Source organism: Streptomyces rubiginosohelvolus (assembly GCF_014649875.1).
Lineage (GTDB): Bacteria > Actinomycetota > Actinomycetes > Streptomycetales > Streptomycetaceae > Streptomyces > Streptomyces rubiginosohelvolus.
This window is the reverse complement of the sequence record NZ_BMTW01000018.1, coordinates 1-22,075: the sequence shown is the minus strand read 5'-3', so window position 1 is coordinate 22,075 and position 22,075 is coordinate 1. Positions and strand designations below refer to the sequence as shown.

Sequence of the window (22,075 nt, the reverse complement as noted above, 5' to 3'; positions counted from 1 at the left end):
GCGGACCGGGGGCGCGGAAACCGTACGGGCGGGGGGTCAACGGCCCTGGAGGGCCTTCACGTTGTCGCCGAAGGTCCAGCCCTTCGAGCCGTCCCAGTTCAGCGACCAGGTCATCAGCCCCTTCAGCGAACCGTTGTAGTGGTTCCAGGCCTGCGCGACGAGTCCGGTGGACAGGTGACCGCCACCGGCCCCGGGCTGCGCGGGCAGTCCCGGGACCTGCTTGTCGTAGGGCACCTTGATGGTGGTGCCCTGGATGACGAGCCCCTTGTTCAGGCAGTCGGTCTGGGCGGTGAAGCCCGCGACGGTGCCGGCGGAGTAGGAGTCGCCGGAGCAGCCGTACATGCTGCCGTTGTAGTACTGCATGTTCAGCCACCACAGGCGGCCGTTGTCGGCGTACTTCTTGATGACCGGGAGGTACGCGCCCCAGATCGAGCCGTAGACGACGCTGCCGCCGGTGACATACGCCGTCTCGGGGGCCATGGTGAGGCCGAAGTTCGACGGCATGGCGGCGAGGACGCCGTCGATGATGCGGATGAGGTTGGTCTGCGAGGGGGACAGCTGGTTGATGTTGCCGCTGCCGACGAGGCCGGTCTCGATGTCGATGTCGATGCCGTCGAAGTTGTACTTCTTCAGGATCGGGACGATCGTCTGGACGAACCGGTCGGCCACCTTGCTGGAGCTGAGGTCGATCCCGGCCGTGGCTCCGCCGATCGACATGAGGGTGGTGAGGCCGGCGGCCTTGGCCTGGCACATCTCGGCGGGGGTGGCGACCTTGACGGTGCTGTCCATGCCGTCCTCCCAGAGGACGGTGCCGTCGGAGCGGATGACGGGGAAGGCCGCGTTGACGACGTTGTAGCCGTGCTGGGTGATGCGGGAGTCGGTGATCGGGATCCAGCCGAGCGGCGGGTGCACGCCGTTGGCCGCGCCGTCCCAGTTCTCCCAGTACCCCTGGAGCACCTTGCCCGTGGGCTTCGACTTGACCGCACAGGTCTCGGCGGCCGCCCCGGTCGTCTCCGCGGGCTTCGGCGGTGCGGCTCCGACGAGCATCGGTACGACGAGCGCCGCGGCCAGGCCGAGGCCCAGCAGTCGTGATGTACGCCCCATGATCCGGATGTCCTTCCTGCCCGGGTCAGCCGCCGTCGGTGCGAAAGGTTCGCCCCGACCCGCCCTATGTCGTGACCCCGTCAAAACGTAGAATGGTCCAGACCTTCGGTCAAGAGGTCTGGACCAGGATGCCGGTCTGGAGCCGTCCGCCCGGAACCGTGCGGCGGACACCGCGGCGGGGTGGGCAGCGGCACAGTCAACCGCTTCCCACCCCGTCCGGTCAGTGGTCGCGGCCCCTCAGCCGCGACCTGGAACCCGGGCCCCTCAGCCCCGGTCGTACATGTGGAACCCGCGCCCGGTCTTCCGGCCGAGCAGCCCCGCCTCCACCATCCGCTGGAGCAGCGGCGGCGGGGCGTAGAGGGGTTCCTTGAACTCGTCGTACAGCGACGCGGCGATGGAGGCCACCGTGTCGAGGCCGATCAGGTCGGCGAGCTTGAGCGGGCCCATCGGGTGGGCGCAGCCCAGCTCCATCCCGGCGTCCACGTCGGCGGCGGTGGCGAACCCGGACTCCGCCATCCGGATCGCGGAGAGCAGATACGGGATCAGGAGCGCGTTGACGACGAAGCCGGCCCGGTCCTGGGAGCGGACCACCGTCTTGCCGAGGACGGTGGTGGCGAACTCCTCGGCGGCGGTCAGCGTCTCGGCGGAGGTGTGCAGCGAGGTCACCACCTCGACGAGCGGGAGGACCGGCACGGGGTTGAAGAAGTGCAGTCCGAGCACGCGGTCGGCGCGCTGGGTGGCCATGCCGAGGCGCATGACGGGGATGGCGGAGGTGTTGGTCGCCAGGATCGCTTCCGGGTCCTCGACGATCTTGTCGAGGGCGGTGAAGATCTCCGTCTTTGCGGCGGCGTCCTCGACGACGACCTCGATCACGAGCCGGCGGTCGGCCAGGTCGTCGAGGCTGCCGGTGAAGGTCAGCCGGCCGAGAGCGTCCTCGGCGCTCAGGCGGTCGAGCTTGCCGCGCTGGACGGCTCGCTCCAGGGAGACCGCCACCCGTTCGCGGGCCCGGTCGGCGGCGGCGCGGCCGGCCTCGCAGACGATCGTGTCCAGCCCGGCGCGGGCGCAGACCTCGGCGATGCCGGCCCCCATCTGGCCGCCGCCGACGACGCCCACCCGGGCGATGGGGGCGCTCATGCCCGCACCGCCGGACGGCCGACGAGGTGGCGGGCGTACGCCTCCGTGGTGAAGAAGGCGGGCAGCTCCTTGCCGAGCGCGGTGCGTTCGAACAGGTCGCGGACCTGGTCGAGCTGGGCCCAGGGGTACGTGGCGCCGAGCGCGGCCAGCTCCTCGTCGAGGAGCCCGAGGACCGTCTCGCGGTCGACCGCCCGGTGCTTGAGCCACTGCCAGATCTGGACCCGGGCTATCTCGGCGGTGGCCGCGTCCTCCATCAGCCCGTTGAGGGCGACGGCCCCCTGTCCGCGCAGCCAGGCGTCGTAGTAGCGCAGGGCGACGGCGATGTTGTCGCGGACGCCTTCCGGGGTCGGGCGACCTGCCGTGCGGCGGACGGCGACGAGGTGCTCGGCGGTGATGTGGACGTCGTCGCGGGTGCGCTCCAGCTGGTGCGGCCGGTCGCCGAGCACCTCGTCGAAGACGGTCCGGCAGACCGGGACGAGCCCGGGGTGGGCCACCCAGGATCCGTCGAAGCCGTCCTCCGCCTCCCGCTCCTTGTCGAGCCGGACCTTCGCCAGGGCCGCTTCCCGGGCGGCCGGTTCGCCGCCCGGGATCTGGGCGGCCATGCCGCCGATGGCGTGCGCGCCGCGCTTGTGACAGGTGCGCACCAGGAGTTCGGTGTAGGCCCGCATGAACGGGGCGGTCATGGTGACGGTCGCCCGGTCGGGGAGGACGAAGTCGGGGCGGTGCGCGAAGTTCTTGATCAGGCTGAAGAGGTAGTCCCAGCGGCCCGCGTTCAGTCCGGCGCTGTGCTCGCGCAGTTCGTAGAGGATCTCCTCCATCTCGAACGCGGCGGTGATCGTCTCGATGAGAACGGTGGCCCTGATCGTCCCCCGGGGGATGTCCAGCAGGTCCTGGGCGAGGAGGAAGACGTCGTTCCAGAGCCGGGCCTCGTACCGGTTCTCCAGCTTGGGGAGGTAGAAGTACGGTCCGCTGCCCGCGTCGATCTGGCGCCGGGCGCAGTGGAAGAAGTACAGGCCGAAGTCGACGAGTGCGGCGGGCACGGGACGGTCGTCGATGACGAGGTGCTTCTCGGTGAGGTGCCAGCCGCGCGGCCGGACCATGATGGTGGCGGGCCGGTCGGTGAGCCGGTACTCCTTGCCGCTCGTGGTGGTGAAGTCGATGCGGCGGTCGATGGCGTCGACCAGGGTCAGCTGGCCTTGGACGAGGTTCTCCCAGGTGGGCGAGGTGGCGTCCTCGAAGTCGGCCATCCACACCTGAGCCTCGGAGTTGAGCGCGTTGACGGCCATGGCGCGCTCCGGCGGGCCGGTGATCTCCACCCGGCGGTCGGTCAGGCCGGGGGCGGGCCGGGCGACGCGCCAGTCGGGGTCGTTGCGGATGGGGCCGGTGGCGCGGGAGAAGTCGAGCGGGGTGCCGCCGCGCAGGAGGGCGGAGCGCCGACGGCGCTCGGTCAGCAGGTCGAAGCGGCGGGCGGCGAAGGCCGCGTCGAGGCGGCCGATGAAGTCGAGGGCCTCGGGGGTGAGGACCTCCTCGTGCCGGTCCCCCGGTACGCCGAGGACCTGGACGCGGCCGGTCGTGGCAAGGGTGGTCATGCGGTTCTCCTCAGCGGGGTGCGAGCGGCGGCGGCGGCCCCGGTCGCGGGGGCTCGGCGCCCCCGCGACCGGACGGGACTTCTAGTGGAACTGCTCTTCCTCCGTGGAGCCGGTGAGGGCCGTGGTGGAGGAGGCGGGGTTGATGGCGGTGGAGACCTGGTCGAAGTAGCCGGTGCCGACCTCGCGCTGGTGCCTGACGGCGGTGAAGCCCTGCGCCTGGGCGGCGAACTCCCGCTCCTGGAGGTCGACATAGGCGGTCATGCCCTGCTCGGCGTAGCCGCGCGCCAGGTCGAACATGGCGTGGTTGAGGGAGTGGAAGCCGGCCAGGGTGATGAACTGGAAGCGGTAGCCCATCGCGCCCAGCTCCCGCTGGAACTTGGCGATCTGGTCGTCGTCCAGCGCGGCCCGCCAGTTGAAGGACGGCGAGCAGTTGTACGCGAGCATCTGATCCGGGTGCTCGGCGTGGATCGCCTCGGCGAACTCACGGGCCTGCGCCAGGTCCGGGGTGCCGGTCTCGACCCAGATGAGGTCGGCGTACGGGGCGTAGGCGAGGCCGCGCGAGATGACCGGGGCCATGCCGTTCTGGACGCGGTAGAAGCCTTCGGCGGTCCGGTCGCCCGTGATGAACTGCGCGTCGCGCTCGTCCACGTCGCTGGTGATGAGGTTGGCGGCGAGCGCGTCGGTGCGGGCCACGATCAGGGTCGGGACGTCAGCGATGTCGGCGGCGAGGCGGGCCGCGTTGAGGGTGCGCACGTGCTGGGCGGTGGGGACGAGGACCTTGCCGCCGAGGTGGCCGCACTTCTTCTCGGAGGCGAGCTGGTCCTCGTAGTGGATGCCGGCCGCGCCCGCCTCGATCATCGCCTTGGTGAGCTCGAAGGCGTTGAGCGGTCCGCCGAAGCCGGCCTCCGCGTCGGCGACGATCGGCGCCAGGTAGTCGGTGGTGTCGCCCGCGTCCTCGGCGGTGGCGATCTGGTCGGCGCGCAGCAGGGCGTTGTTGATCCTGCGGACCACGCTCGGGACCGAGTTGGCCGGGTAGAGGCTCTGGTCGGGGTAGGTGTGGCCGGCCAGGTTGGCGTCGGCGGCGACCTGCCAGCCGGAGAGGTAGATGGCCTGGAGGCCGGCCTTGACCTGCTGGACGGCCTGGCCGCCGGTCAGTGCGCCGAGCGCGTGGATGTAGTCCTGCTCATGCAGCTGGCGCCACAGCCGCTCGGCGCCGCGCCGGGCGAGGGTGTGCTCCTCGCGGACGCTGCCGGAGAGCCGGACCACGTCCTCGGCGCTGTAGGTGCGCTCGATGCCCTTCCAGCGGGGGTCGCTCGCCCACCGCCGCGCCAGCTCTTCCGCCGTCGTCCTTGCCTGCGCCATGGCGTGTCTCCCGAAGTCGTGTGGGTCGATCGTGTGAAGGGTGCGAAGCCTCCGTCACCGAGTGACGGGACTTGCTGGTGCGGCCCACCGGACCTCCGAGGTGGAACGGTAAGCAATGCGCCCGGCGGATCGGTCCGAGATCCCGAGGAGAACGACGTCAGGGCATGAAATCGTGCTCGGGGCCCCAGGCCGGAGCCGGTGTCCGGTGGGCCGCACTGAGAACTCTGACAGTGGCACTCAGTGCCATCAACGGGGTGCGCCTGCCAAGTTCTGCGAATCTTTCGGCGTGTTTTGCCAAGGTTGCGAAGGGTCCGGGAGGTGTCGCGGCGGCTAGGGTTGCCGATATGTCGACGACGGCGGGAAAGGCCCCGATGTGAGCAAGACCTACGCGGGAGCGCGGCTGCGCCGGCTCCGTGAGGAGCGCGCGCTGAGCCAGGCGGAGCTGGCCCGGATGCTGGCGATCTCGCCGAGCTATCTGAACCAGATGGAGCACGACTCGCGCCCGCTGACGGTGCCGGTGCTGCTCCGGCTGACCGAGACCTTCGGGGTGGATCCAGGCTTCTTCTCGGAGCGGGACACCGCCCGCGTGCTGGCGGATCTGCGGGAGGCGCTGGCGGACGAGGTCGGCGCGGCGCGGGTCTCGGCCGCCGAACTGTCCGAGCTGGCCTCCCGGCTGCCGGGGGTGGCGAACGTGCTGCTGGACCTCGGGCGGCGCAACCAGGCGCTGGCAGGGCGGCTCGCGGAGGCCGCCGAGCTGCGGGGCGGCGGCGGGCCGGAGCTGCCGCGCTCCCCGCACGAGGAGATCCGCGAGTTCTTCTACCGCCGCCAGAACTATCTGCACGAGGCGGACCTGGCGGCGGAGGAGCTGGCGGCGGAGATCGGCGTGCGGCCGGGCGAGGTCGTCCGGGCGCTCTCGGCCCGCCTCACCGAACGGCACGGCATCCGGCTGGCGACCACCTCGGAACGGCCGGGCGGGCCAGGAGCCGGCGCGCCCCGGGGGCGAGCGGAACGGCGGCAGGAGGGAGAAGGCCGTGCGGCGGACACCGGACGGCTGCACCACTACGACCGGGACGCCCGGGTGCTGTATCTGTCCGGCCGTCTCCGGCCCGGGCAGCAGGCGTTCCGGATGGCGACGCAGCTGGCCCTGCTCGAATACGGCCCGGAGATCGACCGGCTGGCGTCGGAGGACTACGACGAGGGCTCGGCGACCTGGCCGCTGGCCCGGATCGGGGTCGCGAACTACTTCGCGGGCGCGCTGATCCTCCCCTACCGGGCCTTCCATACGGCGGCCGAGGAGGTGCGGTACGACATCGAGCGCCTCACCGACCGGTTCGGGCTCGGCTACGAGACGGTCTGCCACCGGCTGTCCACGCTCCAGCGGCCCCGGTTGCGCGGGGTGCCGTTCTCCTTCGTCCGGGTCGACCGGGCCGGGAACATGTCGAAGCGGCAGTCCGCGACCGGGTTCCACTTCTCCCGCGCGGGCGGCACCTGCCCCCTGTGGAACGTGTACGAGGCGTTCGCCGCGCCCGGCAGGATCCACGTCCAGATCGCGGCCATGCCCGACGGGCAGCGCTACCTCTGGACCGCACGGGCGGTGACCCGGCACCGGGGCGGCTGGGGCGAGCCGGGCAAGACGTTCGCGATCGGTCTGGGCTGCGAGATCCGGCACGCGGGACGGCTGGTCTACTCCGACGGCCTCGACCTGGACAACGCCTCGGCCGCGACCCCGATCGGGATGGGCTGCCGGATCTGCGAACGCCTGGACTGCCCGCAGCGGGCGGTGCCGCCGTTGGGGCAGCCGCTGGCGATCGACGAGAACAGCAGCACGTTCGTGCCGTACCCGGTGAAGGGGACGCCCGTTTAGGAGTCCCCTTCACCGGTGCGGATCACGGGTCAGGAGTAGCGCAGGGCGATCGTGTCGCCGACCCCGATCACCTTGTTGCGGGCGGCCCCGGCGAACGCCGAGCCGTCGACGGACACCTTCCAGGTCGCCGACCCGGCGTTGGCCTTGCCGTTGACGGAGGTGATCGTTCCGGTGCCGGAGGCGGGGACGACCGAAGTGACGCAGCCCGCCGGGGTGGCGGCGCTCGTCGCGGCGGCCAGGACGGCGCCGAGCGTGGTGGTCGTGCCGGTAGGTGTGAAGGCGACCGAGCAGACCTTCAGGGCGCCGGTGCCGTCGTCCACGGTGAGCGCCAGCTTCGTCGCCGTACCGGCCGTGAAGCCGCCCGCCGCGACCCACTTGGGCGCGCCCGGGGTCACCGGCGTGGGCGGAGCGGCGGTAAAGCCGCCGCCCGCCACGGCGCGCAGGGCGTCGAGGGAGGAGTAGGCGGACGGGGAGGTGTCGGACGGCTGGTACTTGAAACCGCCGCCCGGGTTGTACTGCTGGGCGATCAGGAAGTCGATCGGGGTCTTGCCGGCCGGGGTGAGGAAGTCGCCGGTCTGCGGGTTGATGCCGCAGGCGTTGAGCCCGGAGACGGCCCAGCCGTTGGAGCTGGTGTTGATGCCGTACATGGCGTTGAACGCGCCGGAGGTGTTGATCAGCTTGCTCTTGAGGAACGCCTTGGCCTGGAGGATGTCGGGGTCGGTGTTGGGGACACCGGAGGCGCAGAGCGCGGCCATGGAGGCTCCGGTCATGTCGACGTCGCCCGGCTTGGCCAGCTCGGTGGCGTTGCCCTCGGCCTTGGCGTAGGTCCAGCCGCCGTCGTTGTGCTGGTTGGCCCGGAGGCGGGTGACGATCTTGTCGACGAGCGCCTGCGGAACCCGCTGGCCGCCCGCCTGGGTTCTCGCGCCGCCCAGGGCGAGGGCGGCGAAGACGGTGCCGTTGTAGTTGGCCGAGGGGCCGAAGTAGCCGGCCTCGGCGTTCTGCCAGTAGCCGTAGATGTCGGCGATCAGGTTGCGTGAGGCGGAGACCCGGGCGGGGTCGATCCCGGCGGCGTACGCGTTGAGCGTGCCGCGCTGGTAGTCGGTGACGACGGGGGTGGCGGAGGGCCAGCCGGGGGTGGCCAGGAGGTTGCGGTAGACGGTGCGGGCGTTCTTGGTGGCGTCGCCGCCCGGGGTGACGTCCACGGCGGCCGTTCCGGCGGCGGCGAACGCGCTGAACGCCCATTCGTTGGAGAGCCCGGAACCGGCGTACGAACCGTCCGCCGCCTGGAGGGACTTGACGTACGCCACACCGTTGGTCTTCGAGGTGGCGATCTGGGCGGGCGTGGACGTCGCGGCGGCGGGCAGCGCCGTGAGGGCGAACGCCCCGAGGACGGCGGGCGCCACGAGGGCGACGCGGCGCGGCGTACGGGAGGTGCGGGACGTACGGGAGGGGACAGAACGCGGCATGTGCCTGCTCCTGAGGTGAGGGGCGCACGGCACCGCGCCGCCTCCCGGGCCGCGCGCGGCGGGTCGGGGCAGGCTGGGGGTGGCCGACGCCCGGACGCGTGGGTACGGCTTCTCCTGGGACAACCGCCGTCTGGGCATTCGGGCTCGGGAACGGCCCCCTGCCGTCCCACACCGCTGCGCGTCAGCCCCGGATTCGCACCGGGTTCCCCCCTACGGCAGGCCAGGACGCTACCCGAGGCGGCACCGGCGCGCCAGGGACGGCCGGGCGTACGCCGGAGCGTCGGCGAAGGAGACACAGGCCACCTTGACGGCCTCTTCGAGAGCGTGTTCCAATCCGCCTGATACGCACTCAGCCCCAGGGGAAGCCGGTCGAAATCCGGCGCTGACCCGCAACCGTGGGCCCGCATCGCGCGGGCGAGCCGGACTGCCTGGGACCAGGAATCACAGCGAGAAGCGCCGTCGCGGACTACGGCGTGGTTCGAACAGCCCCCTGTGGGCGGCCCCTCTGCGGCCGCACCCTCGCCGGGTGCTCTCTGCCACGCACGGCCCGCCCGGACGACACGAGGGGCCGTGGTGGGGACCGCACAGCAACAGGACCGGCACGTCGGCAAGAAGAGACTTCTGTCGCTGCTCACGGCGGCCGCCGTGACGTTCGCCGCGAGCGTGGTGTTCGTCACCGGCGCGGGTCCGGCGGCCGCCGACCCGGTCGCGGAGTGCACGGCCACGAAGGGCGCGATCGTCGCCGTGGACTTCGGACCGTTCCGCGGCGGTGTGGTACGCGGCTGCGACACCACGCCGACCACCGGCTACGCACTGCTCCACGAGGGCGGGTTCACCACCGAGGGCACCCAGCACGACGGCGACGGCTTCATCTGCCGGATCGGCACGGGCTCCTTCAACTCGGGTACGCAGTACCCGACTCCGGCCACCGAGGACTGCGTGCTGACCCCCCAGGCCTCCGCCTACTGGTCGTACTGGATCGCCTCGCCCGGCCAGGACTCCTGGTCCTACAGTCCGCTCGGCGCGATGAGCCGCAAGCCGCAGGCGGGCGACGTGGACGCCTGGGTGTTCGGCGGCACCGACGTCGGGGGCTCCACCGGCCGCCCCACCTTCACCCCCGACGAGGTCCGCGCCGGCGGGGGCGCGACGCCCGGCCCCAGCGAGGACCCGACCGGCGGGCCGACCGTGCCCGCCGGGAAGATCGACGTAACGGCGGCCGGCCGGTGGGTGAGCGGCCAACTGCGCGAGGGCACCCACGTGGCGGACGAAGGGTCCGACACGCCCAACGACTTCCTGACCACGGAGGCCGCGTACGCGCTCGCGGCGGCGAACGGCAAGGGGTCGGCCCTGGACAAGGTCGTGACCCACCTGGCCGACCGCACGGACGCGTACGCCTACCCGGCCGGTGCGGAGGAGCCGCCCGCCGCCCCGGCGGCGGCCCGGCTGGCGCTGCTCGCGGAGATCACCGAGGGCGACCCGCGCGATTTCGGCGGGCACGACCTGCTCGGCGACCTCGCGGAGAACGTCTGCCCGGCAGGACCGGAGTCCGGCAGCCCCACGCCCGGCTGCACGGCCAAGGGCGACTTCCACGGCGCGACGTACGCCGACGGCCAGGCGCTGGCCGTGCTGGCGCTCCTGCGTGGCGGGGTCGAGCGGCCCGCCGGGACCGAGGAACGGCTGACCCAGCTGGTCTGCCAGGACGGATCGGTGACCGGCATCCTGCTGAGCCCCGGTGAGTACTGCGACGGTGATCCGGCGACCACCGGGCTGGTGGCGCTGGTGCTGGACGAGGCCGGCGGGCATGAGGCCGCCGTCGCCAAGATGCGTACGTATCTGAAGAAGGCCCAGCTGAAGTCGGGCGCGTTCCCCGTGGACAACATGTCGACCACCGGCTCCGTCGCGGCCACCTCCTACGCGGCGCAGGCGCTGCGCGCACTCGGTGACGGCGACGCGGCCGACGCGGCGGTCGCCTGGCTGTCGCGGGAGCAACTGGACGACGGCGGCTTCGGGTTCGACGAGGGCGCCACCGACGCCGCGCTGTACGCGACGGCCCCCGCCGTGCTGGCGGGGGCGGGCACGGACCTGGTGAGACTGGTCGCGAAGGCCCCCGAGCCGACCGACCCACCGACCACTCCCCCGGCGACCGGCGGCCCCACCACGAAGCCGACCACGCGCCCGTCGGGTGTGGGCCCGGACCTGAAGAAGGGTGTCGGGTTCCTCACGCACCCCGCCAACCTGCTGCAGGGCCGCTACTACGACGACGGGGCCGGGCAGGGGCAGGCCGAGTTCGGCATGACCATCGACGGGGCGTTCGCCCTGGCCGCGACCGGGCACGACAACAACGCGCTGCGCACGATCGTGGACTTCCTCTCCGGCGGCGGCAAGGACCGCACGGGCCGGACGCTGGTGGACTGGTCCGGGATCGGCGGCAAGTACGCGCAGGGCGGCAGGATCGGCAAGGCGGCCCTGCTCGCGCAGGCCGTCGAGCGCGACCCGCGGGACTTCGGCGGCCGGGACCTGATCGCCGCGGTGACCGACGCCGTCTGCGAGAAGCCGAGCACCGCCCCGGACCGCAGCTGCCCCGCCAAGGGCGCCTACACCCACTCCCCGTCCGTGTTCGCCCAGTCCCTCGGGATCATCGCGCAGGTGCGCGCGGGCGAGGAAAAGGCGGCCGAGGCGCCGATCGCGTATCTGGCGAGCCTTCAGCACGCCTCCTCGGGTGCCTGGCCGAGTCTGATTCCTTCCACGGGGGACTCGGACGTCGACTCGACCGCCATGGCCGCGATGACGCTGGACCTGGTCCCGGGTGACGCGCACGCGGCCGCCGTCGACAAGTCGCTGGCCTGGATCGCCGCCCGGCAGTTGCCGGACGGCGGCTTCCCCGGCGCGTCCGGCAACTCGGTCAACTCGGCGGCGCTGGCCGTGCAGGGGCTGTCCCTGGACGCGGAGAAGTACGACAAGCAGATCACGAAGGCGCTGAAGTTCCTCGCCTCGCAGCAGAACAAGGACGGCGGGTTCAACGTCGCGAAGGAAGGGCAGCGGGGCTCCGACATCCGCGCCTCGGCGCAGGCCGTCGGCGGCGCCACCGGCATCTCCTTCGGCACCCTGGCCCGCAGCCTGAAGGGCACCACGCCGAACCCGGTGCCGTCCTCCTCCACCCCGGTGATCGTCACCCCCGGGGACAGCGCGGGCGGCGGGGGCATCGTGAACGCCGACGGTCCGGGCGGCGGGGGCGGCCTCGCGTCGACCGGTGCGCAGGCGCTCGGCCTCGCGGCTGCCGCCGCGGTGCTGGTCCTGGCGGGCTGGCGTACGGTCGTGACCGCCCGCAACCGGCGTGGCGCGGCAGCGGGCGGTGAGCGGTGAACCCGCGCCTGCTCCGTACCGTCGGCCGGGCCCTGGCCGTCCTCGGCCTGATCGGCGCTGCGGTCCTCGCTCCCTCAGGTCCGGCCTCGGCGGCCCCGCAGCCGATCGGCCGGTGCACCACCTCCTCGGGCGTGGTGCTGGCGGTCGACTTCAGCCACTGGGGCGGTCCCGTCTACCGCTCCTGCGGTACGACGCCGACGACCGGCTACGAGCTGCTCAACCAGGGCGGCTGGCGGACCACCGGCACCGGGCACGACGGCCCGGCGTTCATCTGCCGGATCGGCTTCAGCGGACACCAGGGCGGCAAGCAGTACCCCACCTCCCAGCAGGAGGACTGCGTGCTCACCCCGCCCGCGTCCGCCTACTGGTCGTACTGGCACGCCGACCCCGGCGAGGACACCTGGGAGTACAGCCAGCTCGGCGCGATGAGCTACCGGCCCCGGCCGGGCAGCGTGGACCTGTGGATCTTCGGCGGGACGAACATCGAGGGCACGAAGGGCCGCCCGACCGTCACCCCCGATCAGCTGCGCGCCCACAACTCCCGTCCCACGGGCGGCGATCCGGCGCCGAAGCCCGAGCCGAAGCCCGACCCCGCACGGACCGCGCAGCGGCCGGCGGACGGCGACCAGGCTCCATCGCCGCCCTCCGAAAAGCCGTCGGAGAAGCCTTCGGAGAAGCCCTCGAAGTCGGCGTCGCCGTCCGCTTCCGCCACCGCCTCCCCCAGCCCGTCCGCTTCGGCGACGACGGGGGCGGCGGTGGCCGCGCCGAAGAAGGGGGCGAAGGTGGTGGACGCCGCCCCGGCGGCCGACGCGGAGCACGACTCCGGGTCGATCGTGCCGGTGGCGGCGACGGCCGGTCTCGTGGTGGTCATCGGCGGCGCGGCCGTGTTCGCCGCGAAGCGCCGCCGCCGTGAGCAGTAGTCCGTACGCGGCCCGTACGGCCGAGGAACGCACCGCCGCCACGCCGGACACCGGCGGGCGGCGGCTGCCGCGCACCCTGCACCCGGTCGCCTGGTGGATCTGGGCGCTCGCCCTGGCCACGGCGGTGAGCCGGACCAACAACCCGCTGCTGCTCTTCCTGGTTCTCGCGGTGCTCGGTTACGTGATCACCGTGCGGCGCACCGAGGCCCCATGGGCGCGCGGCTTCAAGTACTACCTGTATCTGGCGCTCACCGTCGTCGCGATCCGGGTGGTGTTCCGGGCCGTGTTCGCCACCGGCATGACCCCCGACGACCACTACCTCTTCTCGCTCCCGCACATCCCGACACCGGACTGGTACGCGGGCATCCAACTGGGCGGCCCGGTCTCGCTGGAGGCGCTGCTGTCGGCCGCGACGGACGGCCTGCGGCTCGCCTGCATGCTGTGCTGCATCGGTGCGGCGAACACCCTCGCCAACCCGAAGCGGGCGCTGCGGGTGCTGCCCGGCGCCCTGTACGAACTCGGCGTCGCCGTCACCGTGTCGATCAGCGTCGCCCCCCAACTGGTGCAGAGCGTGCAGCGGGTGGCCCGGGCCCGGCGGCTGCGGGCGGGGCGCACCAAGGGGCTGAAGGCGCTGCGGGGCATCGTGGTGCCCGTGCTGGAGGACGCGCTGGAGCGGTCGCTGCGGCTGGCGGCGGCGATGGACTCGCGGGGGTACGGGCGGGCCGGTTCGGCGACGCCGCGCTCGCGCCGGCTGACCGGGGCGCTGATGCTGCTGGGCATGTGCGGACTGTGCGCCGGGGCGTACGGGCTCCTCGACCCGTCGGCGCCCACGCTGCTGGGCCTGCCCGCGCTGGCGGCCGGTTCGGTGCTCTGTCTGGCCGGGCTGCGGCTCGGCGGGCGGCGGGTGACGCGGACGACGTACCGGCCGGATCCGTGGCGGTTCGCGGAGTGGGCGGTGGCGTCCTGCGGGGTGCTCTCGGCCGTGCTCCTGTTCGTCAACGCAGGTTACGACCCCGCAGAGTTGAACCCGTCCATCTATCCGCTGAGCTGGCCGACGCTGCCGCTCGTCCCGGCCGCCGCGATCCTGCTGGCGGGAGGGGCCGGATTCCTGGCGCCTCCACCGACCCCGCCTACCCCTTCCGCTCCGCCCACCCCGCACATCACCGCACCGCGCACCGAGGAAACCGCATGATCACCTTCGACCGGGTGTCCGTCGTGTACGACGGCGCCGACGAGCCGGTCCTGCGGGACGTGAACCTCTCGGTCGACGAGGGCGAACTGTGCCTCGTGGTGGGCCACACGGGGGTCGGCAAGTCGACCCTGCTGGGCGCGGTCAACGGGCTCGTCCCGCACTTCACCGGAGGCACGCTGTACGGCACGGTCACGGTCGACGGCCGCGACACCGCCGACCATCCGCCGCGTGAACTCGCCGATGTCGTGGGCGTGGTGGGCCAGGACCCGCTGGACGGCTTCGTCACGGACACGGTCGAGGAGGAACTGGCTTACGCGATGGAGCAGTTGGCGATCTCGCCGACGGTGATGCGCAAACGGGTCGAGGAGACGCTCGATCTGCTCGGACTGGCTGATCTGCGCCATCGGGCGCTGCACGAGCTGTCCGGCGGTCAGCAGCAGCGCGTCGCGATCGGTTCCGTGCTCACCGCCCACCCGCGGGTCCTGGTGCTGGACGAGCCGACGTCCGCGCTCGACCCGACGGCGGCCGAGGAGGTGCTGGCCGCGGTGACCCGGCTGGTCCACGACCTGGGGGTGACGGTGCTGCTGGCCGAGCACCGGCTGGAGCGGGTGGTGCAGTACGCCGACCGGGTCATCCATCTGCCGGGGAACGGGCGGGTGGTCGCGGGGCCGCCGTCGGAGATCTTCACGGCGTCGTCGATCGCCCCGCCCATCGTGGAGCTGGGCCGGGCTGCGGGCTGGTCGCCCCTGCCCCTGTCCGTACGCGACGCCCGCAGGGCCGCCCGGCCGCTGCGTACGGCGCTGGAGGGAGCGACTCCCCCGCCGGTGCGCGCGGTGCCGGACGCACCGGGCGCGACTCTGCTCGGTGCCCGGGGGATCACGGTCGCCTACCGGGGTGTCCCGGCGGTGCGCGAGGTCGACCTCGACCTGCGGGCCGGGGAGGTCACGGCGTTGATGGGGCGCAACGGCTCGGGCAAGTCGTCGCTGCTGTGGGCGCTTCAGGGTTCGGGGCCCCGTACGGCCGGTACGGTCCGGGTCGGCCGCGACGAGTCCGGGGCGCCGGACGCGGCGAAGGGCGGCGACCCGAAGAAGCTGTCGGCCGCCGAGGCCCGGCGGCTGGTCGGGCTGGTTCCGCAGACCCCGACCGACCTGCTCTATCTGGAGAGCGTCAAGCAGGAACTCGACCAGGCGGACACCGAGTCCGGGACCGGGGGTAAGGCCGCGACCCGGGCCACGGGGCCGTCCGCCCGGGCGATCCTGGACCGGCTGGCTCCGGGCATCGACGGGGCCACGCACCCCCGTGATCTCTCCGAGGGGCAGAAGCTGGCGCTGGTCCTCGCGATCCAGCTGTCAGCGGCCCCCCGGGTGCTGCTGCTGGACGAACCGACGCGCGGTCTCGACTACCGGGCGAAGACCATACTGATCGCGATGGTCGACGAACTGGCCGCCGAGGGGCGGTCGGTGGTGGTCTCCACCCATGACGTCGAGTTCGCCGCGCGCGCCGCGGACCGGGTCGTCGTCCTGGCCGAGGGCGACATCGTCGCGGACGGACCGACCACTGAAGTGATCGTCGCCTCGCCGGTCTTCGCCCCGCAGGTGGCCAAGATCCTCGCACCCCTGACGTACTTGACGGTCGACCAGGTGACCGCGGTGCTGCGGGACGGAGAGGCGGACGCGTGAAGAACCTCGACGGTCTCAAGGACGTCAACGTCCTCACCGAGCGCTCCGCCGGCGCCATCCGTATCGCCCCGCGCGCCGGAATCGTGATCGCCATGGCGGCCTTCCTCGGTCTGGTCGCCTTCTTCTGGCCCTTCGTCGTCGCCCCGGGCAAGCTGGGTGCGGCCTACGCGCCGCCGCTCATCTTCGGTGTGCTGCTCGTCCTCGTCCTGTGCGTCGTGATCTCCGAGATCGCCGAGGGCGGCATCAACTCCAAGGCACTGGCGATGCTCGGGGTGCTCTCCGCCGTGAACGCGGCGCTGCGCCCGCTCGGGGCGGGGACGGCGGGCATCGAGACGGTGTTCTTCGTCCTCGTCCTGGCGGGCCGGGTCTACGGTCCCGGCTTCGGCTTCACCCTGGGCTGCACATCCCTGTTCGCGTCCGCGCTGATCACCGGCGGGGTCGGCCCCTGGATGCCGTACCAGATGTTCGGCTGCGCGTTCGTCGGCATGCTCGCGGGTCTGCTGCCCCGGGCCACGGGGCGCCGCGAGGTCCTGATGCTCGCCGTCTACGGATCGCTCTCCGGCTATCTCTTCGGCTTTCTGCTGAACCTGTCGTTCTGGCCGTTCTCGGTGGACCCGAACAGCTCGATCGCCTACCTTCCGGGGCTCCCCTTCACCGAACAGTGGCAGCGCTACCTGGCGTTCGACGTGGCCACGTCGCTGGGCTGGGACACCGGACGCGCCGTCACGAACTTCGTCTGCGTGATGCTGGCGGGCCCCGCCGTCCTCACCACGTTCCGCCGGGCCGCGCGCAAGGCGCGCTTCCGGGCGCCGGTGCGCTTCGCCGCCCGAAAGCCGGATGGCGAGGGTTCGGCGGGGATAGATTCGACGACGCGTACACCGTGATCGTCTTCAGGGGGAACAGCAGTGGACTGGGGCACGCTCATCGCCACCGTGAGCGGCGGATTCATCGCGATATCGGGCACGGTGCTGGCGGACCGGCTGCGCCAGCGCCATGAGAGGGACCGGGAGGCCGACGAGCGGCGGCGTTCGGTGTACATCGAGTTCATCGCCGCCGTGGGGAAGTGCCACACCCGGCTGCGTGGCATAGCCCAGGCGCAGGATCCGGGCGTCGATCCGGATCTGGCCGCCCGCGCGGCCCTCGACGAAGCAGGCGTCCACGAGGTGCGCGAGCGGTTCTTCATCGACGCCTCCGCCCAGGTGGCGGGCGCCGGGCAGGCGATGTTCCAGCAGTTGCGCGCCGTCCAGCGGGTCGTGGGCTCGGGCGCGACGCACACCTCGTCCGCGTTCCACGACGCCTACCACCCCTACCTCGACCTGGTCTGGGCCTACCGGGTGTCGGTGCGCGGGGAGCTGAAGGACCGCGCGTTCTCGCCCGAGTCCTTCGGGTGGGAGGCCTGGGACGGCAGGGAACGGTGTCCGGTGTGCCGCGACCGTCCGGCCCGGGCACGGCCTCCCGCGCGACCGGGCGCACCGGACACGTGATGGTGGATGATGGACGAGGGACCGCGACGCGACGACGTTCCGCAGATGTCGTCGGCCGGCGCCCCGGAAGGGCGGTCGTCATGTCCGCAGCCGGAGTGAAGAACCGGGCCGCAGCGCTGTTCGCCGTGCTCGTGCTGGCCGTGACCGCCGCGTGCACGGGCGGCGACGGTTCGGCGCCCTCCTCCACCAGCCCGTCCCCCCGTACGGGCGGAGCCACCGACGTACTCGCCGTGAAGATCGACAATGTGGCGCCCGCACGCCCCCACACCGGGCTGGAGCGGGCCGACATCGTCTACGTGGAGCAGGTGGAGGCGGGCCTGAGCCGCATCCTCGCCGTGTACTCCTCCGACCTGCCGCCGGTCATCGGCCCCGTGCGCAGCGCGCGGGAGACCGATCTGGAGCTGCTGCGGCAGTTCGACCGGCCGACGCTGGCCTTCTCGGGGGCCCAGAGCAGGCTGCTGCCGGTCATCGACCGCGCGCCGCTGGACCCCGTACCGCCTTCGAAGGCGCCCCAGGCGTACTTCCGGGGCCCGGACCGGCCCGCGCCGCACAACCTGTATCTGCGGCCGGAAAGGATCCCGTTCACGGCCTCCGGTGCGGATGCCGTGGCGGAGCTCGGGCTCAAGGTCGGCGCGCCGCCGCCCGGCGGGGAGCCGGAGGACAGCCGTACGGTCCGCTATCCGTCCGCGTCGGTGACGTTCACCTGGTCCGCGGAGGGCGAGCGGTGGCTCGTCTCGCTGGACGGCGCCCCCGCCCGTACGGTCGAGGGCGAGCGGATCGGGGCCGGTACGGTCGTCGTCCAGGACGTGGACGTACGGGAGTCGGACTTCCGTGACCGGTCGGGGAACAACACGCCGTTCACCGAGACCGTGGGGTCGGGGGACGCGGTCGTCCTGCGGGACGGCCGGGCGTACGACGCCCGGTGGGCCCGGAGCTCCGCCGACGCGGACACGGTGTTCAGCACCCCCGACGGACGCCGCGTCGATCTCGCCGAGGGACCGCTGTGGATCCTGTACGCGCCGCGCGGCTGAAGCGCGGAAGGGCGTCCGGGCGGTGCGGGGAACGCACCGCCCGGACGGCCGGGACCTGCGGGTTTCCTACTGCCAGACCTTGATGTAGTCGATGCTCATCTTCTGCGGGAAGCGGGTGGTGGCGTCAGGCGGACCGGGCCAGTCACCGCCGACCGCGTTGTTGAGGATGAGGAAGAAGTCGTGGTCGAACACCCAGGGTCCGCGGGTGCTCTCCAGCTCCTCCTTGTCGACCGTGTGCGTGACGTTGCCGTCGACCCGGAACGTCATGCCCTTGCTGTTCCAGTCCACGGCGAAGGTGTGGAAGGCGTCGGCGAAGTTCGCCCCGCCCGGCAGGGAGTACGGGGCTCCGTAGCCGGCCGCGCCGTTGTACGCGGGTGCGTGCAGGGTGGAGTACGTGGTGTTCGGCTCCTTGCCGACGTGCTCCATGATGTCGATCTCACCGGTGTAGGGCCACGGACGCCCCTGGTCGAAGTAGTCCGCGCCCAGCATCCAGAACGCGGGCCAGAGCCCCTGCGTACCGGAGACCTTGATGCGGGCCTCGACCCGGCCGTAGGTGAACTGGAACTTCCCGTAGGTGTTGAGCCGCGCCGAGGTGTACTGGCACGTGGTGCTGCCGCTCAGCGGGTCGGGCGGGCAGGCGGAACCGGGGGTCGCCTCGCGGCGGGCCTCCAGGACGAGGCTGCCGTTGCCGTCCTGGGCCGCGTTCTTGTTGTTGGTGTAGTACTCCAGCTCGTTGTTGGGCCCGGTGCCGGTCTCCGGGACCCACTTGGCCGGGTCGGGCGCCGCGCCGGCGGGGCCGTTGAACTCGTCGCTGAACACCAGCCGGTCGTACGTGGGGTCCGCGGGCAGCGGCGGTGCGGGGATCGGCGCTCCGCCGGTGCCCCAGACCTGGAACTCCCAGAGCGAGTAGCCGTATTCACCGCTGCGCTGCGTGGCGTACAGGCGTACGTGCCGGCCGGTGCCGCTGACGTCCAGCGTCTCCTTGAAGCCGGTGCCGGTGGTGGTGGAGTGGATCGTCGTCCAGTCGGTCCCGTTGTCGGAGACCTCGATGCGGTAGGCCCTGGCGTACGCCGGGTCCCACTGGAGGACCACCCGGCTGATCTCCGCGCGGGCGCCGAGATCGACCGCGATCCAGCCCGGGTCGGTCCAGCCGCCCTCGGGGCTGGTCGCCCAGCGGCTGGCGGGGTCGCGGTCGAAGGCCTTGTCCGGGGAGCACTCCCAGCAGGTGCCGTCATGCTGGGAGGTCGAGGCCGATCCGGTCTTTCCGTACGAGAGCAGGACGTCGTCGCCGGGGGCGGTGCCGCCGGTGGTGGAGTAGACCTGGAACTCGTGAAGGGAGTAGCCCCAGGGGGTGGCGCGCTCGGTGCCGTGCATCCGGATGTAGCGGCCGGTCCCGGAGACCGTCAGGGTCTCGACGCCTCCGGAGCCGGTGGTGGTGGAGTGGACGGTCCGCCAGTCGGCCCCGTTGTCGGAGACCTCCAGGCGGTAGCCCTTGGCGTACGCGGCCTCCCAGTTGAGGACGACCTGTCCGATCGAGGTGCTCGCGCCCAGGTCGATACGGATCCACTCGTCGTCGGTGAAGCCGCTGGACCAGCGGGTGGAGGTGTCGCCGTCGACGGCGGACGGGGCCGTGAAGGGCGCTTCGGTGCTGGAGGCGGTGGCCGGCTTTCCCTGGGAGACGAGAACGGCAGCGGCGGCGGCGCGTTCGGGGGCGACGGCCACCGAGAGGGTGAACAGGAGGGCCACGGCGGCCATGACCGCCAGGGCACCGCGCAACCGTGGTGTTCCACGGGCTTCCATGCGAACTCCTTGCTCTGTGAGGGGATGAGGCCGAGAGAGCGCTCCCCCGCAGTGGGGAGCGTGGCCGGAGCGGAGTGAACCGTCAAGGGTTACGGCCGGTTTGATTCCAGATGCCACAGCGACAGCGTCCGACTTGTCACGCTGATGCCAGGTCAACTGCCGCTGGGCTTTCAGGAGATGAAACATCGCCTCCGCCGGAAGAGCCGAGGCGCCAATCCTGTGCACAACTCTTGACGCGACGGAAACACGGGAGAATCATTCGGCTACCGAGAGAGCGCTCTCTCTGTTCTGTGGAGCGCGCCCGCAGCTGAACCACCCCCGCCCACCTGACCTTTCAGGAGATCAGACATGTCCGTTGCCCTCGTCAGACCCTCGCGGCCTCCCCTGGCCGCATCCCGTCGACGGCGCACGCTGGCCCTCGCGGTCATCACCGCCCTGGTCGCGACCCTGCTCGCGGCCGTGCAGGCGGCTCCGGCACAGGCCGCGCCCGTCCTGCTCTCCCAGGGCAGCACGGTGACCGCCTCCAGCCAGGAGAACGGCGGCACCGCGGCGGGCAACGCCGTCGACGGGGACGGCGGGACCCGCTGGTCCAGCGCGTTCGCCGACCCCCAGTGGATCCGGATCGACCTCGGCTCCCCGGCCGCTCTCAGCCGGGTCGAACTCGCCTGGGAGGCCGCGCACGCCAAGAGCTACCGCATCGAGCTCTCGACCAACGGCACCGACTGGACGACCGCCTACAGCACCACCACTTCGGCGGGCGGCAACGAGACCCTCACCGTCTCCGGCGACGCCCGGTACGTACGTCTGACCGGCACCGAGCGGGCCACCGGCTACGGCTACTCGCTCTGGGAGTTCAAGGTCTTCGGTACGCGTGACGGGGGCGGCGGACCGGAGATCCCGGGCGGCGGCGACCTCGGTCCGAACGTCCATGTCTTCGACCCGTCCACGCCGAACATCCAGGGCAAGGTCGACGAGATCTTCCAGCAGCAGGAGGAGGCCCAGTTCGGCAGCGGCCGGCACGCGCTCCTCTTCAAGCCGGGCACGTACAACAACATCAACGCGCAGATCGGCTTCTACACGCAGATCGCAGGGCTCGGCCTCAACCCGAACGCCACCACGTTCAACGGCGATGTGACCGTGGACGCGGGCTGGTTCAACGGCAACGCGACGCAGAACTTCTGGCGCTCGGCGGAGAACCTGACCCTGAACCCGGTCTCCGGGACCAACCGCTGGGCGGTCTCCCAGGCGGCCCCGTTCCGCCGGATGCACGTCAAGGGCGGGCTGAACCTCGCGCCCGACGGTTACGGCTGGGCCAGCGGCGGCTACATCGCCGACTCCAAGATCGACGGCACGGTCGGCCCCTACTCCCAGCAGCAGTGGTACACCCGCGACAGCTCCGTCGGCGGCTGGACCAACGCCGTGTGGAACATGACGTTCTCGGGCGTCCAGGGCGCCCCCGCGGCGAGCTACCCGACCCCGCCGTACACCACGCTGGACACCACCCCGATCTCCCGCGAGAAGCCGTTCCTCTACCTCGACGCCAACGAGTACAAGGTCTTCGTCCCCGCGAAGCGCGTCAACGCGCGCGGCGTCTCGTGGGACGGCGGAACCCAGCCCGGCGAGTCCATCCCGCTGAACCGCTTCTATGTCGTCAAGCAGGGCGCCACGGCCGCGACGATCAACGCCGCGCTGGCGCAGGGCCTCAACCTGCTCTTCACGCCCGGGGTTTACCACATCGACCAGACGATCAACGTGAACCGGGCGAACACCGTCGTCCTCGGCCTCGGCCTGGCCACGATCATCCCGGACAACGGGGTGACGGCGATGAAGGTCGCCGATGTGGACGGGGTGAAGCTGGCGGGCTTCCTCATCGACGCGGGCCCGGTCAACTCGCCGACGCTGCTGGAGGTCGGGCCGCAGGGCGCGTCCGCCGATCACTCGGCGAACCCGACATCGCTCCAGGATGTGTTCGTGCGGATCGGCGGGGCCGGTCCCGGCAAGGCGACCACCAGCATCGTCGTCAACAGCGACGACACGATCATCGACCACACCTGGGTGTGGCGTGCGGACCACGGCGAGGGCTGGGG

Annotated in this window: 15 protein-coding genes and 1 riboswitch; of the genes, 9 read left to right on the top strand and 6 right to left on the bottom strand. The window is 72.0% G+C overall.

Translation table 11 applies throughout. From position 1 onward, the window contains the following. Window positions 1-36 precede the first annotated feature (36 nt). From IE134_RS29365 to aceA, 4 genes are all read right to left on the bottom strand, one after another. Window positions 37-1,104 (bottom strand): chitinase, encoded by a 1,068-nt coding sequence (locus IE134_RS29365; protein WP_030721123.1) that lies wholly within the window; start codon window positions 1,102-1,104, stop codon window positions 37-39. Between the two features lie 264 nt (window positions 1,105-1,368). After that, window positions 1,369-2,238 (bottom strand): 3-hydroxybutyryl-CoA dehydrogenase, encoded by an 870-nt coding sequence (locus IE134_RS29360; protein WP_189432208.1) that lies wholly within the window; start codon window positions 2,236-2,238, stop codon window positions 1,369-1,371. After that, a complete protein-coding gene (gene aceB / locus IE134_RS29355; RefSeq protein ID WP_189432207.1) occupies window positions 2,235-3,827 on the bottom strand; it encodes a malate synthase A in 1,593 nt (530 codons plus the stop codon). The genes IE134_RS29360 and aceB overlap by 4 nt, the downstream gene beginning before the upstream one ends. A gap of 81 nt (window positions 3,828-3,908) precedes the next feature. Next, on the bottom strand, window positions 3,909-5,189 hold the full coding sequence (gene aceA, locus IE134_RS29350) for an isocitrate lyase (protein WP_098020250.1): 1,281 nt from the start codon (window positions 5,187-5,189) through the stop codon (window positions 3,909-3,911). Between the two features lie 373 nt (window positions 5,190-5,562). Between aceA and IE134_RS29345 the strand changes: the two genes are divergently transcribed. Further along, the gene (locus IE134_RS29345) at window positions 5,563-7,053 is read left to right on the top strand and encodes a short-chain fatty acyl-CoA regulator family protein (RefSeq protein ID WP_189432205.1); all 1,491 of its coding nucleotides are present in this window, start codon (window positions 5,563-5,565) and stop codon (window positions 7,051-7,053) included. Between the two features lie 29 nt (window positions 7,054-7,082). Here IE134_RS29345 and IE134_RS29340 read toward each other — a convergent pair whose 3' ends face one another. Further along, window positions 7,083-8,519, bottom strand: a complete 1,437-nt coding sequence (locus IE134_RS29340) for a prenyltransferase/squalene oxidase repeat-containing protein (RefSeq protein ID WP_098020249.1) — start codon at window positions 8,517-8,519, stop codon at window positions 7,083-7,085. A 132-nt stretch (window positions 8,520-8,651) separates the two neighbouring features. Next, window positions 8,652-8,728, bottom strand: a riboswitch (cobalamin riboswitch). A gap of 364 nt (window positions 8,729-9,092) precedes the next feature. Between IE134_RS29340 and IE134_RS29335 the strand changes: the two genes are divergently transcribed. From IE134_RS29335 to IE134_RS29305, 7 genes are all read left to right on the top strand, one after another. Next, window positions 9,093-11,882, top strand: coding sequence for a prenyltransferase/squalene oxidase repeat-containing protein (locus tag IE134_RS29335; protein WP_189432203.1), 2,790 nt, complete (start codon window positions 9,093-9,095; stop codon window positions 11,880-11,882). Beyond that, complete coding sequence (locus IE134_RS29330) at window positions 11,879-12,802, top strand: hypothetical protein (RefSeq protein WP_189432200.1); 924 nt, start codon at window positions 11,879-11,881, stop codon at window positions 12,800-12,802. Before IE134_RS29335 ends, IE134_RS29330 begins: the two co-directional genes overlap by 4 nt. Further along, the gene (locus tag IE134_RS29325; protein ID WP_189432198.1) at window positions 12,792-13,994 is read left to right on the top strand and encodes an energy-coupling factor transporter transmembrane component T; all 1,203 of its coding nucleotides are present in this window, start codon (window positions 12,792-12,794) and stop codon (window positions 13,992-13,994) included. Before IE134_RS29330 ends, IE134_RS29325 begins: the two co-directional genes overlap by 11 nt. Continuing rightward, window positions 13,991-15,673 carry an ABC transporter ATP-binding protein gene (locus IE134_RS29320; protein WP_189432195.1) on the top strand — a complete coding sequence of 561 codons (1,683 nt, stop codon included), beginning with the start codon at window positions 13,991-13,993 and terminating at the stop codon, window positions 15,671-15,673. The genes IE134_RS29325 and IE134_RS29320 overlap by 4 nt, the downstream gene beginning before the upstream one ends. Before the next feature lie 92 nt (window positions 15,674-15,765). Next, entirely contained in the window at window positions 15,766-16,557 is a 792-nt protein-coding gene (locus tag IE134_RS29315; protein ID WP_098895653.1) for an ECF transporter S component, read from the top strand. 21 nt (window positions 16,558-16,578) lie between these two features. Beyond that, the gene (locus IE134_RS29310) at window positions 16,579-17,157 is read left to right on the top strand and encodes a CchlQ (RefSeq protein ID WP_098020245.1); all 579 of its coding nucleotides are present in this window, start codon (window positions 16,579-16,581) and stop codon (window positions 17,155-17,157) included. Window positions 17,158-17,237: 80 nt separating this feature from the next. Further along, a complete protein-coding gene (locus IE134_RS29305) occupies window positions 17,238-18,188 on the top strand; it encodes a DUF3048 domain-containing protein (protein WP_098020244.1) in 951 nt (316 codons plus the stop codon). A gap of 66 nt (window positions 18,189-18,254) precedes the next feature. Here the strand turns inward: IE134_RS29305 and IE134_RS29300 are convergent, their stop codons facing one another. Beyond that, window positions 18,255-19,988: a discoidin domain-containing protein gene (locus IE134_RS29300; RefSeq protein ID WP_098020243.1), complete on the bottom strand. Its 1,734-nt coding sequence runs from the start codon at window positions 19,986-19,988 to the stop codon at window positions 18,255-18,257. A gap of 348 nt (window positions 19,989-20,336) precedes the next feature. Here IE134_RS29300 and IE134_RS29295 point away from each other — a divergent pair. Continuing rightward, the coding region (locus IE134_RS29295; RefSeq protein ID WP_189432190.1) for a discoidin domain-containing protein at window positions 20,337-22,075 on the top strand (1,739 nt) is incomplete at its 3' end.

Coding starts and splice junctions, on each gene's coding strand:
- IE134_RS29365 (WP_030721123.1), bottom strand. CDS start 1,104: ATGGGGCGTACATCACGACTGCTGGGCCTCGGCCTGGCCGCGGCGCTC.
- IE134_RS29360 (WP_189432208.1), bottom strand. CDS start 2,238: ATGAGCGCCCCCATCGCCCGGGTGGGCGTCGTCGGCGGCGGCCAGATG.
- aceB (WP_189432207.1), bottom strand. CDS start 3,827: ATGACCACCCTTGCCACGACCGGCCGCGTCCAGGTCCTCGGCGTACCG.
- aceA (WP_098020250.1), bottom strand. CDS start 5,189: ATGGCGCAGGCAAGGACGACGGCGGAAGAGCTGGCGCGGCGGTGGGCG.
- IE134_RS29340 (WP_098020249.1), bottom strand. CDS start 8,519: ATGCCGCGTTCTGTCCCCTCCCGTACGTCCCGCACCTCCCGTACGCCG.
- IE134_RS29320 (WP_189432195.1), top strand. CDS start 13,991: ATGATCACCTTCGACCGGGTGTCCGTCGTGTACGACGGCGCCGACGAG.
- IE134_RS29315 (WP_098895653.1), top strand. CDS start 15,766: ATGGCGGCCTTCCTCGGTCTGGTCGCCTTCTTCTGGCCCTTCGTCGTC.
- IE134_RS29305 (WP_098020244.1), top strand. CDS start 17,238: ATGTCCGCAGCCGGAGTGAAGAACCGGGCCGCAGCGCTGTTCGCCGTG.
- IE134_RS29300 (WP_098020243.1), bottom strand. CDS start 19,988: ATGGAAGCCCGTGGAACACCACGGTTGCGCGGTGCCCTGGCGGTCATG.